Origin of the sequence: Streptomyces sp. Z26 (assembly GCF_003665095.1) — a bacterium.
GTDB lineage: Bacteria > Actinomycetota > Actinomycetes > Streptomycetales > Streptomycetaceae > Streptomyces > Streptomyces phytohabitans.
Genome location: NZ_RCHV01000002.1, coordinates 1,042,969 through 1,059,972 on the forward strand (window position 1 = coordinate 1,042,969; position 17,004 = coordinate 1,059,972).

The following is a 17,004-nucleotide window of genomic DNA, read 5'->3' on the forward strand; positions in this document are numbered from 1 at the left end:
GCTGCTCGTCCCCCGTCGTCGCCGTCGCGGATCTCATGTGGTGCCGTCCTCCACGATCTCACCCGTGGCGGTGTTCACGGCGGGGGCGGGCGCCGCCGTGCCCGCCAGTGCCGCGACGACCGACTCGGCGGTCTTCCGACCCACTCCGGGGACCTCGCAGATCTGCTCGACGGTGGCCGAACGGAGCCGCTTCAACGAGCCGAAGTGCTTGATCAGCGCCTGCTTACGGGTCTCCCCGAGGCCCGGCACCGCGTCCAGCGGACTCGCCCGCAGCGACTTGCCCCGCTTGCCCCGCTGGTAGGCGATCGCGAACCGGTGCGCCTCGTCGCGGGCGCGCTGGAGGAGGTAGAGACCTTCACTCGTACGAGGCAGGACCACCGGGTCGGTCTCGTGCGGGAGCCAGACCTCCTCCAGGCGCTTGGCGAGGCCGCACACCGCCACGTCGTCCACGCCCAGCTCGTCCAGCGCGCGCTGGGCGGCGGCGACCTGCGGCTGCCCGCCGTCCACGACGAGGAGCTGCGGCGGGTACGCGAACCTGCGCGGGCGGCCGTCCTCGTCGCGCGGGCCGACGGGCGGCGACGTTTCGCCGTCCGTGCCGCCGCCGTCCGTGCCGCGGGCGTCCCCGGCGGCGGCGCCCGGCGCGTCCTCCCCGTACGCGGGTCCGCCCTCGCCCTCGGCCCACTCGCCGGTCTGCTGCTTCTCCTTGAGGTACCGCCGGAAGCGGCGGCTGATCACCTCGTGCATGGCCCGTACGTCGTCCTGGCCCGCGAACGACTTGATCTGGAAGCGGCGGTACTCGCTCTTGCGCGCCAGCCCGTCCTCCAGCACCACCATCGACGCCACCACGTCGTCGCCCTGGAGGTGCGAGATGTCGAAGCACTCGATGCGCAGCGGCGCCGAGTCCAGCTCCAGCGCCTCCGCGATCTCCTCCAGCGCCCGCGAGCGCGTCGTCAGGTCGGAGGCCCGCTTGGTCTTGTGCAGGACGAGCGACTGCTGCGCGTTGCGCTGGACCGTCTCCATCAGGGCCCGCTTGTCGCCGCGCTGCGGGACGCGCAGGCTGACGCCCGCGCCGCGCCGTTCGGTGAGCCAGCGCTCCACCGGCTCCACCGGCTCGGGCAGCGCCGGGACCAGCACCTCCCGGGGCACGGCGTCGCCCTGCTCCAGCCCGTAGAGCTGCTGGAGGGCGTGCTCGACGAGGCCCGGCGTGCTGATCTCCTCGACCTTGTCGGTGACCCAGCCGCGCTGGCCGCGCACCCGCCCGCCGCGCACGTGGAAGATCTGGACGGCGGCCTCCAGCTCGTCCTCCGCGACGGCCATCAGGTCGGCGTCGGTGGCGTCGGCCAGGACGACCGCGTTCTTCTCCATGGCGCGGGTGAGGGCCTCGATGTCGTCGCGCAGCCGGGCGGCGCGCTCGTACTCCATCTCGTCGGCGGCCTCCTGCATGGAGCGTTCGAGCCGACGGAGGTACGTGCCGGTGCGTCCGGCCATGAAGTCGCAGAACTCGTCGGCCAGTTCGCGGTGCTCCTCGGGGCTGACGCGGCCGACGCAGGGCGCGGAGCACTTCCCGATGTACCCCAGCAGGCAGGGGCGGCCGATCTGCGCCGAGCGCTTGAACACGCCCGCGGAGCAGGTGCGTACGGGGAAGGCGCGGAGCATCAGGTCGACGGTCTCGCGGATGGCCCAGGCGTGCGCGTACGGCCCGAAGTAGCGCACGCCCTTCCGCTTGGGGCCGCGCATGACCTGGACGCGCGGGAACTCCTCGTTCATCGTCACGGCGAGGGACGGATAGCTCTTGTCGTCGCGGTACTTGACGTTGAACCGGGGGTCGAACTCCTTGATCCAGGAGTACTCCAGCTGGAGCGCCTCGACCTCGGTGCCCACCACCGTCCAGTCCACGGAGCAGGCGGTGGTGACCATGGTGCGGGTGCGCGGGTGCAGGCCCGCCAGGTCCTGGAAGTAGTTGGCGAGGCGCGCGCGCAGGCTCTTCGCCTTCCCGACGTAGATCACGCGGTGGTGCTCGTCGCGGAAGCGGTAGACCCCCGGGGAGTCGGGGATCTGTCCCGGCTTGGGTCGGTAGCTGGAGGGGTCGGCCATGCGTCACACCCTACGTCCGGGCGGTGACAACGGGTCCGGGCCGGTGGCCGTGACGGGCGCCCGCACGAGGGGAGTTGCGGTCAGGCGGTCAGGCGGTCAGGCGGGTGAGCGGGGCGGTCAGGCCCACGCGACGCGCATCGCCGTCGTCGCGTCCAGCGGCGGCAGCCCCGCCTGCGCGGCCAACACCCCGGCGCCCTCCGGGGAACGGGTGTAGAGCGGCGCGGCCTCGCTGACGTGACGGCACCAGGCGGCGGCGTACGCGTCGACGCGGCGCCGGTTCTCCCCGAGGGCGGCGGGTACGGCGTGGTGGACGACGGTGTTCCGCAACCCGCCGCGGATCGCGCGGTGCCCGGCGAGCAGCCCGTACCGGGTGAGCGCGTAGCGCGGCAGCAGGTAGCGCGGGTCGCCGACCGGTGAGACGGCCTCGTCGAACGCCGTCGCGAAGCGTTCCGAGGCGGCCGCGGGCACGCCGTGCAGCCCGACCCGGTACGCGCCCGTCTCGTCCGGCTCCACCGACACCGCCTCCGCGCCGCGCGGCACCAGCCCGGCGGCGTGCAGCCCGTCCGCGACCGCCCGCGCGACCGCCGCGAGCACCGGCTCACCGGCCGCCGCGCGCAACCGGCGCGCGTACGCCGCCGCCCGCGCCGTGGCGTACGCCGCCCAGCCCCCGAGCGCCGCCGCGCCCGCGGCGAGCGGCGGCACGCCCGCCGCCGCGGGCGGCAGCGCGCACAGCAGCGCCCCGGCGGCGCCCGCCCAGGGGGCGGCGCCGACGGGCACGGCGGGCGCGACGCCGTGCCGGGACGGCACCGCGAGGGGCGGCGCGCCGGCGCCCTGGGCGCCCGCCGGGCGGCCGGGCGGGCGGCGCGTACGCGGGGCGGTGACGCGCACGGTGTGCACCAGCCGGTCCTCGTACGGGCTGCCGACGCGCCACAGCTCCCGGGCCGCGGCGCGGTCCTCCGCGCGGCGCAGCATCAGCGCGTTGAAGCGGTCGAACCCGTCCCCGGGCGGCGGCCCGTACGGCGACAGCCCCGCGTGCACGTGCGTCACGCCGGAGAGGATCTCGCCCGCGTCGGTGCAGCCGAGGTGGCCCTCGTGCTTCCGTACGAAGCGGTCCCAGTCGCCGCCACCGCGCGGGTGGCCCTCGGCCACGCACACCACCGACCAGGTGTGCGCGGTCTTCTCCGGCCAGTCCGGGTCCAGCCGGAGCGCGCGCCCGCGGATCTGTACGACGGCGGTGGCCGTGGTGGCCTCCGTGAGGTCGACGAGGGTGTTGACGCGGCGCGCGTCCCAGCCCTCGCCGAGCATGCCGCGGGTGCCGACGAGGGCGCGGGTGCCGCCCGCCTCGAAGAAGCGGGTGGCGAGGGCGACCCAGCGGCGGCTGGTCCACCGCCCGGTGATCTCCACGACGCCGCCGTTCCCGTACGCCGAGCCGTTCCCGTACGCGCCCCCGTCCGCCCAGCCGTACGCGCCCCCGTCCGCGCCCCCGTCCGGCAGCGGGTCCAGCCGCAGGCCGGGCTCGGCCTCCGCCACGAACGCGGCGAAGCGCCGCGCCGTCGCGGGCGCCGCGGCCACCGTACGGCCGGTGACGAGCAGCGGTTCCAGCACGGCCGTACGCGGGTCGGCGGCCAGCTCCGCCAGCACGAGCCGCGCGGAACCCGCCTCCTGGTCGAGTACGCCGTCGAGGTCGGCCGGGAGCGTCGCGGCGGCCCGCTCGTGGTCGCAGACGACGACGGCGCGCAACCGGTCGGCCAGCGTGGCGTGTTCGGCGGCGAGGATCTCCCGTACGGCCGCCGTCTTCGCCGCGCTGCGGGCCAGCACCCGGTCGACCGGCGCGCGCCCGCCCCGTACGCCCCGGCTCGTGAGCCGGTAGCCGACGGCGGGCAGCGCGGCGCGTACGGCCTCCAGGGCCGCCGCGTCGGCGGGTGCGGCGCTGGGGCGGAGGCAGTGCCGCACCCAGTCGTCGAGCAGGCACACCCAGTCCTCGGCGGCGGGCGGCCGCCGGTGCTCCTCAGCGAGCCGGGCGCCGTCCGGGAGGTCGAGCAGCCCGTGGTGGTGGAAGCGGAGCGCGGCGCGGGCGAGCCGGGGGTGGTCGCGGCTGAAGCGGCGCCAGGGGACGGCGGGCCCGGTGTCGGCGTCGCCGGGCCCGTCCGCGGCCGTACGGCGGCGGACGACGCGCTCGTCCAGCCAGCCCAGGAACGGGCTGGCGGCGAAGCCGGGGTCGAGCAGGCCGGTGGTGAGGGCGGCGAAGCGTTCGGTCTCGGCGGCGAGCCAGCCGGTCTCCGCCGCGGTGGGCGGGGTGAGCCAGGCCAGCTCCGCGTACGGGGCGAGCTGGCCCTCCCGTACGGCCGCGGGGATCGACGGCCCCCGCACCACCGGCCCGAACAGCTCCTCCACGAGCGCGGCCTGCGCGGGCGTGAGCCGGTCGGGCGGGGTGGCGGTGAGGCCGAGCACGGTGGCGTCGGGGAGTTCGCGCAGCAGCTCGGCCAGCAGCTCGCCCCAGGTGTCCAGCAGGTGGTGGCACTCGTCGAGGAGCAGCGTGACGCGACCGGCGGCGCGCAGCGCGGCGACCAGTTCGCGCCCCTGGGGGCGCAGCCGGTCGAGCTGGCGGCGGGGTCGCGCGCCCGCGCCGGCCCGCGTACGCCCGCTCCCCGTACGCCCGTCCGCGCCCCCGTCCGCCCCGTACGGGAGCGTGCCGCCGCCCTCCTCGTCGACCTCCGCGTCGGGGTCGAAGGAGGCGAGCGCCTGGTACGTGAGAACCGTGAGCCGGTGGCTCAGCGCGCGGTCCGTACCGGCGGGCGGCGGTGCGGGCCGGAAGGCGGACCACTCGCGGAGCCACTGACCCTGGATCGCGGTGTTCGGTCCGAGGACGACCGTGCGGTGGCCGAGGCGGCGCGCGGCCTCCAGGCCGGTCAGCGTCTTGCCGAGGCCCGGCGGCAGCACGACCCAGGCCCGGCGCCCGCCCGCCGCGAACGCCGCCGCCAGCCGGTCCAGCGCCGCCGCCTGGTGGCGGCGCAGCGGCACCGGCGGCCGGGTCGCCGCCACCGCCGCCGCGTCGTCCGTGGACGCGCCGCCGCGTGCCGGGCCGCCCTCCGGAGCGCCGGTCACCAGCCGCGCTCGCGCCACTCCCGCACGTGCGGCCGCTCGGCGCCGAGCGTGGTGTCGCCGCCGTGCCCCGGGTACACCCACGTCTCGTCCGGCAGCCGCGCGAACAGCTTGGACTCCACACCGTCCAGCAGGCTCGCGAACCGCTCCGCGTCGCCCCAGGTGTTGCCCACGCCGCCCGGGAACAGGCAGTCGCCGGTGAAGACGTGCGGGTGCCCGTGCGGGTCGTCGTAGACCAGCGCCACGGACCCCGGCGTGTGCCCCACCAGGTGGACGGCCGTCAGCTCGACCCGCCCGACCCGTACGGTCCCGCCGTCCTCCAGCGGCACGTCGGTCGGCACCGGGATGCCCTCCGCGTCGAAGCGCCCCGCGTACGTACGCGCGCCGGTGGCCCGTACGACCGCTTCGAGGCCCTGCCAGTGGTCGTCGTGCCGGTGCGTGGTGACGACGGAGGCGATCCCGTCGGCACCGATGAGCCGCAGCAGGGTGTCGGGGTCGTTGGCGGCGTCGATCAGCAGCTGCTCGCCGGTGGTGCGGCAGCGCAGCAGGTACGCGTTGTTGTCCATCGGGCCGACCGCGACCTTCGAGATCATCAGGTCGGCCAACTCGTGCACGTCGGCGGGGCCGCCGACCTTCACCACTCCGTGGTAAGCCATGGCCCCACGCTATCCGCCCCGCCGGTCACCTCACAGCGGCGGGAGGACGGGCAGCGGGCCGGAGGCGGAGAGGCCGCTCCCCGTCGTACGCCCGGTGAGCCAGCCGGTGAGCGCGGCGGGCGTACCGGTCACGACGACCGGCTCCCCGGCGGGCGCCCCGGTGCGCCACGTGCGGCCGTCCTCGGCGCGCAGTTCGACGGCCTCGGGGACGTCGGGGTGGGCGTGGAAGCGGCGGGCCATGGTGGCGGTCTCGCGCGCGACGAAGTCGGCGGGGAGGTCGTCGACGGCGTAGTCGAGGCCGAGGTCGACGTGGTGCAGCTCGATCTCGATCCGGCGACGGAAGGGCACGGCCGCGGCGAGGTCGGTGACGCCGTTGCGCAGCTCGACGGTGCGCCCCCAGCTCTGCGCGTCCTCCGCGGCGAAGGCGGCGTCCAGCCGGGCCGCGGCCGCGCGCAGGTCGGCGGCGTGGACGGCGGGGGTGCGCGGGGCGTCCCGTTCGATGTCGGCGTCGCGCGCCTGCCCGCTGACGTACATCGGCCGTCCGGAGAGTACGTTGAGGAGGGCGTCCGCGTTGCGCGCGAGGTGGGCCAGTACGTGGCCGCGGGTCCAGCCGGGGAGCCGCGAGGGGGCGCGGAGCGCGGCGTCGTCCAGCGTCTCCACGGCGGTCAGCAGGCGCGCGGTGGCGTCGCGTACGGCGGCGGCGTCCGCGTCGGGGGCCTCGGCGGCGGGGTTGTCGGACGCGGGGTCACGGGGCGCCTGGTTCCGGGTCGCGGGGTCGGCGGGGTTCTGGTGCGGAGGCGGAGTCATGATCCGAACGTACGCGGCGTGACACCTTCGGGTGAAGAAGGCCCGTGGAGACCACGAAGACCCGTAAATCGAATGCGCGTGCTATAGGCTCTGGAATTGCGCATCCCGAACACACCGTCGCGGCGCTCGCCCTACCCTGGGCCGGTGGGCTCCGCCCATATCCGTACACATGCGAAAGGTCCCTCCCCGCGTGGCTGACCGTCTCTCCGTCCGTGGCGCTCGCGAGCACAACCTCAAGAACGTCTCCCTCGACCTCCCCCGTGACGCGCTCATCGTGTTCACGGGGCTCTCCGGGTCGGGCAAGTCCTCGCTGGCCTTCGACACGATCTTCGCCGAGGGGCAGCGCCGCTACGTCGAGTCGCTGTCCTCGTACGCGCGCCAGTTCCTCGGGCAGATGGACAAGCCCGACGTCGACTTCATCGAGGGCCTGTCCCCCGCGGTCTCCATCGACCAGAAGTCCACCTCGCGGAATCCGCGCTCGACGGTCGGCACCATCACCGAGGTCTACGACTACCTCCGGCTGCTGTTCGCCCGCATCGGCCGTCCGCACTGCCCCGAGTGCGGCCGCCCCATCGCGCGCCAGTCGCCGCAGGCGATCGTGGACAAGGTGCTGGACCTGGAGCCGGGCACCCGGTTCCAGGTGCTGTCCCCGCTGGTGCGGGAGCGGAAGGGCGAGTTCGTCGACCTGTTCGCGGACCTCCAGACCAAGGGGTACAGCCGGGCGCGGGTGGACGGCGAGACGGTCCAGCTGTCGGAGCCGCCGAAGCTGAAGAAGCAGGAGAAGCACACGATCGAGGTGGTCGTGGACCGCCTCACCGTCAAGGAGAGCGCGAAGCGGCGGCTGACGGACTCCGTGGAGACGGCGCTCGGACTCGCGGGCGGCATGGTGATCCTCGACTTCGTCGACCTGCCCGCGGACGACCCGCAGCGTGAGCGGATGTACTCGGAGCACCTGTACTGCCCGCACGACGACCTGTCGTTCGAGGAGATGGAGCCGCGCTCCTTCTCGTTCAACTCCCCCTTCGGCGCCTGCCCGGAGTGCACCGGCATCGGCACGCGGATGGAGGTGGACCCGGAGCTGATCGTCCCGGACGAGGACAAGTCGCTGGACGAGGGCGCCATCCACCCCTGGTCACATGGCCACACCAAGGACTACTTCGCGCGCCTGATCGGCGCCCTCGCGGACGCCCTCGGCTTCCGTACGGACATCCCGTGGGCGGGTCTGCCGCAGCGCGCCCGCAAGGCCCTGCTGCACGGGCACCGCACGCAGATCGAGGTGCGCTACCGCAACAGGTACGGACGGGAGCGGGCGTACACCACGTCGTTCGAGGGCGCGGTCCCGTTCGTACGGCGACGGCACCAGGAGGCGGAGACCGACACCAGTCGGGAGCGCTTCGAGGGGTACATGCGGGAGGTGCCCTGCCCCTCCTGCGCGGGCACCCGGCTGAAGCCGGTGGTGCTGGCGGTCACCGTGCAGGACCGGTCGATCGCGGACGTCGCCGCGATGTCGATCAGCGAGTGCGCGGACTTCCTCGGCGGCATGAAGCTGACGGACCGCGAGAAGACCATCGCGGAGCGGGTGCTGAAGGAGGTCAACGAACGGCTGCGCTTCCTCGTCGACGTCGGCCTCGACTACCTCTCGCTGAACCGCGCCGCGGGCACCCTCTCCGGCGGCGAGGCCCAGCGCATCCGGCTGGCGACGCAGATCGGCTCCGGCCTGGTCGGCGTGTTGTACGTGCTGGACGAGCCGTCCATCGGGCTGCACCAGCGGGACAACCACCGGCTGATGGAGACGCTCGTCCGCCTCCGGGACCTGGGGAACACGCTGATCGTCGTCGAGCACGACGAGGACACCATCAAGACGTCCGACTGGGTCGTGGACATCGGTCCGGGCGCGGGCGAGCACGGCGGCGAGGTCGTGCACAGCGGCACGTTGAAGGAGCTGCTGGCCAACGAGAAGTCGGTGACGGGCCAGTACCTGGCGGGCAAGCGGCAGATCCCGACCCCGGACGTCCGCAGGCCGCTGGACCCGAAGCGGCGGCTCACCGTGCACGGCGCCCGGGAGAACAACCTGCGGGACCTCACCGTCAGCTTCCCCCTCGGCGTGCTCACCGCCGTCACGGGCGTCTCCGGCTCCGGCAAGTCCACCCTGGTCAACGACATCCTCTACACCCACCTGGCCCGCGAGCTGAACGGCGCGAAGTCGGTGCCCGGACGGCACACCCGGGTGGACGGCGACGACCTGGTGGACAAGGTCGTGCACGTCGACCAGTCCCCGATCGGCCGCACCCCCCGCTCCAACCCGGCGACGTACACGGGCGTCTTCGACCACGTGCGGAAGCTGTTCGCGGAGACGATGGAGGCGAAGGTACGGGGATACCAGCCGGGCCGTTTCTCGTTCAACGTCAAGGGCGGTCGCTGCGAGAACTGCTCGGGCGACGGCACCATCAAGATCGAGATGAACTTCCTGCCGGACGTCTACGTCCCGTGCGAGGTCTGCCACGGCGACCGGTACAACCGGGAGACGCTGGAGGTGCACTACAAGGGCAAGTCCATCGCCGAGGTGCTGGACATGCCGATCGAGGAGGCCACGGACTTCTTCGAGGCGGTGCCCGCGATCTCCCGCCACCTGCGCACCCTGAAGGACGTCGGCCTGGGGTACGTACGGCTGGGCCAGCCCGCGCCGACCCTCTCCGGCGGTGAGGCACAGCGCGTCAAGCTGGCGAGCGAACTCCAGAAGCGGAGCACGGGCCGCACGGTCTACGTACTGGACGAGCCCACCACCGGGCTGCACTTCGAGGACATCCGGAAGCTGATCACCGTGCTGTCCGGGCTGGTCGACAAGGGCAACACGGTCATCGTCATCGAGCACAACCTCGACGTGATCAAGACCGCGGACTGGCTCGTCGACATGGGCCCCGAGGGCGGCAGCGGCGGCGGTCTGGTCGTCGCCGAGGGCACCCCGGAGCAGGTCGCGGGGGTGACGGGCAGTCACACGGGCAAGTTCCTGCGGGACATCCTGGGCAGCAGGGTGACGGACGCCCCGGCGGAGCTGAAGCCCGCGGGGAAGACCGCCAAGAAGACCACGGGCGCCAAGGCGGCGAAGGCCGCGAAGACGGCCACCGGCGCGAAGGCCGCGAAGAAGACGGCGGCGACGCGCAAGCGGTGAACGGAGGCTGACGGGCCGTCGGCCGTTCCGGCCCGCGCCTCACCCGTGGGGCACACGGGTGAGGCGCGTGTTGCGGCGAGGACTTGCAGGTGCACCGCGTTAACGTCCAGCGGGTCGGGCGGAATGCGGTGCACCTGCTGTTTTCAGCGATTTCTCCCGAGACCTCTGGTGTAGACCGGTCACTCTTGCCAGCGTGTGCGGCTGTGTGCGCAGAAAGCGCGCAGAACTCACGTCTCTGTGGGAGATGTTGTGATTCGAGTTCCGACACGCAGAAGGTCCCTCACCCGCCCACTGATCCCCGCCCTCACGGTTCTCGCGCTCACCGCCGGGCTCGCCCCGGCCGCCGCGGAGCCCGCCCCGACGGCCCCCGTCGCCGCCGCCCGACCGGCGGACGGCCCCGGCACCGACGTGGGCCCCGAGACCGACACCGGCTCCGACCCGGGCTCCGGCTCCGGCTCCCACGACGGGATGGAGCTGTCCCGTACGAGCCGACCGGTCGCGCCGGGCACCACGCTCACCTCGTTCGACCGGCTGGAGCCCGACAAGTGGCTCCGCGCCGACGCGTTGAGCGTCGACCTGGACGGCGGCACACGCGTCGACCACCTGTCCTCCGGAAAGGTCTCCGGGCGGCGGACCGTCGAGGACCTCGCGGACGCGCACGACCCGGGCCGCGGCCGCCGTACGGTCGCCGCCCTCAACGCCGACTTCTTCGACATCGACGCGACGGGCGCCCCCCTCGGCCCCGGCGTACGGGACGGGAAACCGGTCAACTCCCCCGCGCCCGGCACCTCCGAGGCCGCCGGTTTCGGCCCGGACAGCGCCGGGCGCATCCTGGACCTCTACTTCGAGGGCACCCTCACGCTGCCCGGCGGCACGGAGCCCCTCGGCGCGTACAACGCGGCCAACGTCCCCGGCGACGGCGTCGGCGTGTACGACACCCGCTGGGGTGCGGCCGACCGCGCCCTGACCGTGGACGGCGCCACCACGACCACCGAGGTCGCGGTACGCGGCGGCAGGGTCGTCTCGGTCCGCAACGGTCCGGGCCGGGGCGGCATCCCGAAGGGCACGACCGTGCTGCTGGGCCGCGACGCCGGGGCGCGAACCCTCGCGCGGCTGGCGCCGGGTGACGCGGTGTCGGTCGCGTACCGCATGCGGACGGACGACGGCAGCCCCGTGCCGCGTACGGCCGTCGGCGGGCGCGGCCTGCTGGTCGTGGACGGGAAGCCGCAGGACTGGGAGGGCCGCCCGAACAACCCCGCGGCGCCGCGTACGGCGGTCGGCTTCTCGAAGGACGGCGCGACGATGCACGTCCTGACCGTGGACGGCAGGCAGCCCTCGTCCGGTGGCGTGACCCTCACCGAACTGGCGCTGATGATGAAGGAGTTGGGCGCCCACAACGCCCTCAACCTGGACGGCGGCGGCTCCTCCACCCTCCTCGCCCGCGTGCCCGGCTCCGACACCCGGCGGCTGGAGAACGCGCCCTCCGACGGCGAGCAGCGCGAGGTCCCCAGCGCGCTCGCCCTCACCGCGGCCGACGGCAGCGGCCGGCTCCGCGGCTACCGGGTGACGACCGCCGCCGACCCGGCGCGCGCCCCGTCCGCCGACACCGTGCCCGGCGGCCATCCGGAGCGCGTCTTCCCGGGCCTCACCCGGCAGTTGACGGCGGCCGGTTACGACGAGACGTACGGCCCGGCGGACCTCCCGGCGGCGGGCGGTACGCAGCGGGGAGCGCCCCGATGGCGTACGGACCGGCCGGGCGTCGGCCGCGTCGACGGCGACGGCCGGTTCCACGCGCGCGGCAGCGGCCGTACGCGCGTCACCGCCGCGTCGGGCGCCGCGCGCGGAGGCACCCGGCTGGAGGTGCTCGGGCCGCTGGCGCGGGTGCGGCCCACGCACGCGCGGGTCGGACTGGCGGACCCGGCGGCGACGGGCGCGTTCGGGATCGTCGGCCACGACGCGCGCGGCGGGAGCGCGCCGATCGACCCGGCGGACGTACGGCTGGAGTACGACCGTGCGCTGTTCGCCGTCACCCCGGACCGGGCGAGCGGCGGTTTCACCGTCGCGGCGCGTACGGACCGGGCGTCCGTCACCGGGAAGGTGACCGTGACGGTGGGCGGCCGCAGCACGGTCGTCGGGGTCACCGTCGGCCTGCACGAGCGGGTCGCGGCGGACTTCGAGGACGCGGGCGACTGGACGTTCAGCGCCGCGCGGGCGGAGGGTGCGGTCGCGGCGGAGCCGGAGGGCCGTACGGGCGGCGGGCTGCGGCTGAGCTACGACTTCGGCATGTCCACCGCCACGCGCGCCGCGTACGCCAACCCGCCGCGGCGGCTGGAGGTGCCGGGGCAGCCGCAGAGCTTCACGCTGTCGCTCAAGGGCGACGGGCACGGCGCCTGGCCCTCGCTGCACCTGGTGGACGCGAACGGCACGAGCCATGTGCTGCGCGGCCCGGACGTCGACTGGGAGGGCTGGCGCGAGATCACGTTCACGGTGCCGGAGGGCGTCGCGTACCCGCTGGAGGTACGGCGCTTCTACCTCGCCGAGACCCGGCCCGCCGAGCAGTACACCGGCGAGGTCACCGTCGACCAGCTCGTCGCGCACACCCCGCCGGACCTGCGGCTGCCGCCGGTACCGACCGTACGGGACCCGTTGATCTCGACGGCGGCGGACGTACGCGGGCGCGACTGGCGGTTCGCGGTGCTGTCGGACGCGCAGTTCGTGGCGCGCGACCCGGACAGCCCTGTGGTACGGCAGGCGCGGCGCACGCTGCGCGAGATCCGGGCGGCCCGGCCGGACTTCGTCGTCGTGAACGGCGACCTGGTGGACGAGGGCGCGCCCGCGGACCTGTCGTTCGCGCGGAAGGTCCTGGAGGAGGAGTTGGGGGACTCGGTGCCGTGGCACTACGTGCCGGGGAACCACGAGATAATGGGCGGGGAGATCGACAACTTCGTGGCCGAGTTCGGTCCCGCGCAGCGCACGTTCGATCACAAGGGGACGCGCTTCCTCACGTTCGACACGTCGTCGCTGACGCTGCGGGGCGGCGGCTACGGGCAGTTCGGGGTGCTGCGACGGCAGCTGGACGCGGCGGCGCGCGACCCGCGGGTGCGTTCGGTCGTGGTCGTGCAGCACGTGCCGCCGCGCGACCCGACGCCGCAGCGGGCGAGCCAGCTGACGGACCGGCTGGAGGCCGACCTGCTGGAGGACTGGCTCGGCGCCTTCCGTACGCGCTCGGGGAAGGGCGTGCTGTTCGTCGGCGGGCACGTGGGCGTCTTCGACGCCTCACGGGTGGACGGCGTCCCGTACCTGGTCAACGGCAACGCCGGGAAGGCGCCCGCGGCCCCGGCCGACGAGGGCGGCTTCACCGGCTGGTCGCTGGTGGGCGTGGACCGGCACCACGACGGGCGCCCCGAGGCGAAGCACGGCGGAGGCGGGCACGGCGGCGAGCACCGGGACGACGGCGGGCTGTTCGCCGTACGGACCGCCGCGCACGTCGACGGGCTGGCGCTGGAGACACCCGCCCGGCTGTCGGTCGGTGAGACCGCCGACGCGCGGGCCACCGTGGTGCAGGGCGAGGGCGACACGGCGCGGGAGGTGCCGGTCGGCTGGCCGCTCAGCGCGGACTGGTCCGGTTCGGGCCGGATGTGCCTCCCGGACGGTGCCGCGAAGGCGGACCGGAAGCGCTGCGCCGCCTCGTACGACCCGGTCACCGGCCGTCTGACGGCGCTGCGGCCCGGCACCGTACGGCTCGCGGTGGAGGTGAACGGGGCGCGGGCGGAGCGCGAGGTCGTCCTGGGGTGAACCCGACCCGGCACGGCGGGACCGCCGGGGCGTGGTGCCCCGGCGGTCCCGTACGCGCGTCGCCGTCCGGCGGTGCCGGTCAGCGCTTGACGTCGTCGCTCTCCTGCGCGTCCTTGGCCTCGGCCTGCTCCGGCGTCTCGACGCCCAGCTTCTTCGAGGCGTAGAGGCTCGTCACCGTGGTCACGACCAGCACGGCGCAGATGACGCCGAGCGAGACCGGGATGCTGATGACGGGCACGTGGACACCGGCCTCGTGCAGGGCGTGCAGCACCAGCTTCACGCCGATGAAGCCGAGGATCACGGACAGCCCGTAGGAGAGGTGGACCAGCTTCTTGAGCAGGCCACCGATCAGGAAGTACAGCTGCCGCAGGCCCATGAGGGCGAAGGCGTTGGCGGTGAAGACGATGTACGGGTCCTGGGTGAGGCCGAAGATGGCCGGGATCGAGTCGAGTGCGAAGAGGACGTCGGTGGTGCCGATCGCGAGCATCACGATGAGCATCGGCGTCATCAGGCGGACGCCGTTCTCCCGGATGAACAGCTTCGTGCCGTGGTACTTGTCGGTGGACGGGACCCGGCGCTCGACCAGCTTGAGGAAACGGTTCTCCTCGTATGCCTCTTCCTCCTCGTCCGCACGCGCCTCCTGGATGAGCTTCCACGCGGTCCAGATGAGGAAGCCACCGAAGATAAAGAAGACCCAGGAGAACGTGGAGACGATCGCCGCACCCGCGGCGATGAACCCGGCCCGCAGCACCAGCGCGATCAGCACGCCGACCATCAGCACGCGCTGCTGGTAGATCGTCGGCACCGCGAACTTGGCCATGATCAGGACGAACACGAAGAGGTTGTCGACACTGAGCGACTTCTCCGTGACGAAGCCCGCGAAGAACTCACCCGACGCCTGCGTCTCACCGAGGGCCAGCAGGCCGAGCCCGAAGGCGACGGCGAGGGCGATCCAGACCGAGGTCCAGATCCCGGCCTCCTTGATGGAGACCTCGTGGGGCTTGCGGCCGCCGACGAAGAAGTCGACGGCGATGAGGGCGCACAGACCGACGATGGTCATGGCCCAGACGGCAAAGGAGACATCCATACGTACTGCTACCTCCGGCGGTCACTGCTGCCTGGAGGTCTCTTCCGCCCGTACGCCCATGGTGTGACGCGCCGGACCGGCGCCCCGGGGCCGATCGGCCGACCCGTACTGACGGGGACACCGCGAGGTTGGGAATACTCCCCTCCGCCCGTTCAGCGTAAAGCAGGACCAAGGAAAGGTAAAGAGATTCCTTTACCTTTCCTTGGTCACCGCCCACCCGTCCCCTCGGGTCCGTGCGAGGCGTGCCCTCCAGGGGCACTCCCCAGCGATGATGCCCGCACCCCGGTCGGCGCGCACGCGGAGCGGCGCCGCGCGGGCCCGGTCAGCGCCCGTACGCCCGCCGGGCCGTCGCGACCTGCCGCAGCACCTGCGGCACGACCTGGCTGCCCGCGGGCACCAGCGGCGGCTCGTACGTCCACGCGTGGCCCACCCAGGGGTCCGCCAGATGATCGTCCGGCACCGGGGTCACCCGCAGCAGCGCGCGCCACAGCGGGTCGAGCACCGGGCCGTACGACCGGGCCTCGTCGCGGTCCGCGACCATCAGCAGGTTGACGCCGACGGCGGGGCCCTCGTCCGCGAGATAGCGGAGCTGGGTGACCGCGCGGTCGTCGAAACCGTGCGGGAAGTCGTGCACCACGAGCAGCTGCTCCGCCGTGTCCAGCTCGGGAGGGAGCGCGCCGGTGGCACCGCTGCGCATCGCCATCTGCACCAGGTCGACGCGCTGGGTCAGCCGCTCCAACGTCCGGGCCACGCCCGCCGCGCCCACGGCGGGCGGCTCGCGCAGCGCGCCCGACTCCAGCAGCGGCACGAGCGACGCGGCGGCGGACCCGGCCGGGTCGATGACGTGGAGGGTGAAGCAGTCGACGGGGTAGACCGCGACGAGCCGGGCCGCGATGGCCACCGACGCCTCGACCGCCAGCCGCCGCAGCTCGTCGGAGCTGACGGACGCGGCGCCCGCCCCGCTGTTGCCGCTGTCGATCCACAGGCCGCGGTCCAGCGGCAGCCGGACCAGCATCGGGATACGGAGGTCGGCGCGCTCCGGCAGGGTCAGGTCACCGAGGCGGAGCGCCATCGGCACCTCCATCGGCACCTCGTACGCCTGCCAGACCGGATTGTCCCACCGGGCGAAGGCGGGCGGCAGCGCGGGCTCGACGACCTCCGACTCCGCGACGAGCTGGTCCAGGTCCCGTTCCAGTACGGCGCCCGCCTGGTCGACGAGTCGGGTGTGCTTCGCGCGGGCCTCGTCCCTGGCGGCGTCGGCGGCGGGGCCGATCCGGGCGCGCGGGTCGGAGAGGACCTTGTCCAGCTCCTGCTCGCGGCGGGAGTCCGCGAAGTCGACCGCGGAGCGGTAGGCCGCGACGGTCCGCGCCAGGTCCTCGAACATGCCCCAGATCTGGTTGTAGAGCCGCTCGTCCTGGGACCATCCGGCGGCGTCACCCGCGACGGGCACCGGCGGGGCGTCCGCGGGCTGCCCGACGCCGGGCGGCGCGGGACCGGTGGGCGGCACCGGGGCGCCCGGGGCCGGGGCGTCCGGGCCCGTCGGGGCGCTGGAACGGCGGCCCGGGTGCTGGTAGTTGACGGGTCCACCGCCACCCGCGGGGTCCGGGGTGCCGGAGGGCACCGGGCGCGCGGCGGCCCCGGTCTGGGCGGCGGGCTGCCGGGCGCCGCGCGTGGCGGGAGGGGGCGGTGCCACGGAGCGGGCGAGCCCCGCCGCGACCGCTTCGTTGATCGTGTCCGCGAGCTGCTGGGCCTCGGGAAGACCCTGGTCGTGGAGGAGGGCGGCCAGCCCGCCCGCGTACCCCTGGCCGACCGCGCGCACCTTCCACGCGCCCTGCCTGCGGTACAGCTCCAGGGCGATCACCGCGGACTCCGCGTGCAGGCCGGTGAGCGTGAAGCGGGCGATCTCGGTGCCGTCGAGGCCCGTCACCGCCGCGAACGGCGGGGCGAAGTCACCGAACCCGGACGGGCCGCCCACCCCCGCGGGGAGGGCGAGCAGCACGTTGACCCGGTGGACGGCGTCGGGGAGGGCGTCGAGGTCGACCGCGAGCCGGTGGTCGGCGGCGGCCTGCCGGGACACCTCGATGCCGTGGATGTGCGGCTCGGCGGGGTGGGCTATCCATCCCGCGTCCCGCATCAGGCCGTGCTCGTCGTTGAGCGTCGCACCGGCGAGCACCGGCTCACCGGCCGAGACCCGGATCTCCAGACGGGTCCCGGGCAGTGGGTGGTTCTGCCCGCGGACCAGCTCGGCCGTCATCCTCTTCGCACCCCTCCGCCGCTCGGCGTCACGAGATCCA

The 17,004-nt window shown here is 74.2% G+C and carries 8 protein-coding genes; 2 read left to right on the top strand and 6 right to left on the bottom strand.

Going from position 1 to position 17,004, the window contains the following annotated elements; all coding sequences use genetic code 11:
* Window positions 1-33: 33 nt before the first annotated feature.
* The 4 genes from uvrC to D7M15_RS04585 form a co-directional block, all read right to left on the bottom strand.
* Window positions 34-2,094: an excinuclease ABC subunit UvrC gene (uvrC, locus tag D7M15_RS04570; protein ID WP_121516308.1), complete on the bottom strand. Its 2,061-nt coding sequence runs from the start codon at window positions 2,092-2,094 to the stop codon at window positions 34-36.
* A gap of 117 nt (window positions 2,095-2,211) precedes the next feature.
* The gene (locus D7M15_RS29345; protein ID WP_206337321.1) at window positions 2,212-5,199 is read right to left on the bottom strand and encodes a DEAD/DEAH box helicase family protein; all 2,988 of its coding nucleotides are present in this window, start codon (window positions 5,197-5,199) and stop codon (window positions 2,212-2,214) included.
* On the bottom strand, window positions 5,196-5,852 hold the full coding sequence (locus D7M15_RS04580; RefSeq protein WP_121516309.1) for an MBL fold metallo-hydrolase: 657 nt from the start codon (window positions 5,850-5,852) through the stop codon (window positions 5,196-5,198). The genes D7M15_RS29345 and D7M15_RS04580 overlap by 4 nt, the downstream gene beginning before the upstream one ends.
* 30 nt (window positions 5,853-5,882) lie before the next feature.
* The gene (locus D7M15_RS04585) at window positions 5,883-6,659 is read right to left on the bottom strand and encodes a maleylpyruvate isomerase family mycothiol-dependent enzyme (protein WP_121516310.1); all 777 of its coding nucleotides are present in this window, start codon (window positions 6,657-6,659) and stop codon (window positions 5,883-5,885) included.
* A 190-nt stretch (window positions 6,660-6,849) separates the two neighbouring features.
* On the opposite strand from D7M15_RS04585, the gene uvrA reads away from it, so the two are divergent.
* Together uvrA and D7M15_RS04595 are read left to right on the top strand one after the other, a co-directional pair.
* Window positions 6,850-9,828, top strand: a complete 2,979-nt coding sequence (uvrA, locus tag D7M15_RS04590; RefSeq protein ID WP_121516311.1) for an excinuclease ABC subunit UvrA — start codon at window positions 6,850-6,852, stop codon at window positions 9,826-9,828.
* Between the two features lie 468 nt (window positions 9,829-10,296).
* Window positions 10,297-13,623, top strand: a complete 3,327-nt coding sequence (locus D7M15_RS04595) for a phosphodiester glycosidase family protein (RefSeq protein WP_121520206.1) — start codon at window positions 10,297-10,299, stop codon at window positions 13,621-13,623.
* Window positions 13,624-13,702: 79 nt separating this feature from the next.
* Here D7M15_RS04595 and D7M15_RS04600 read toward each other — a convergent pair whose 3' ends face one another.
* The gene (locus D7M15_RS04600) at window positions 13,703-14,710 is read right to left on the bottom strand and encodes a TerC family protein (protein WP_121516312.1); all 1,008 of its coding nucleotides are present in this window, start codon (window positions 14,708-14,710) and stop codon (window positions 13,703-13,705) included.
* Window positions 14,711-15,032: 322 nt separating this feature from the next.
* Window positions 15,033-16,964, bottom strand: a complete 1,932-nt coding sequence (locus D7M15_RS04605) for a TerD family protein (RefSeq protein WP_121516313.1) — start codon at window positions 16,962-16,964, stop codon at window positions 15,033-15,035.
* Between the last annotated feature and the right edge of the window lie 40 nt (window positions 16,965-17,004).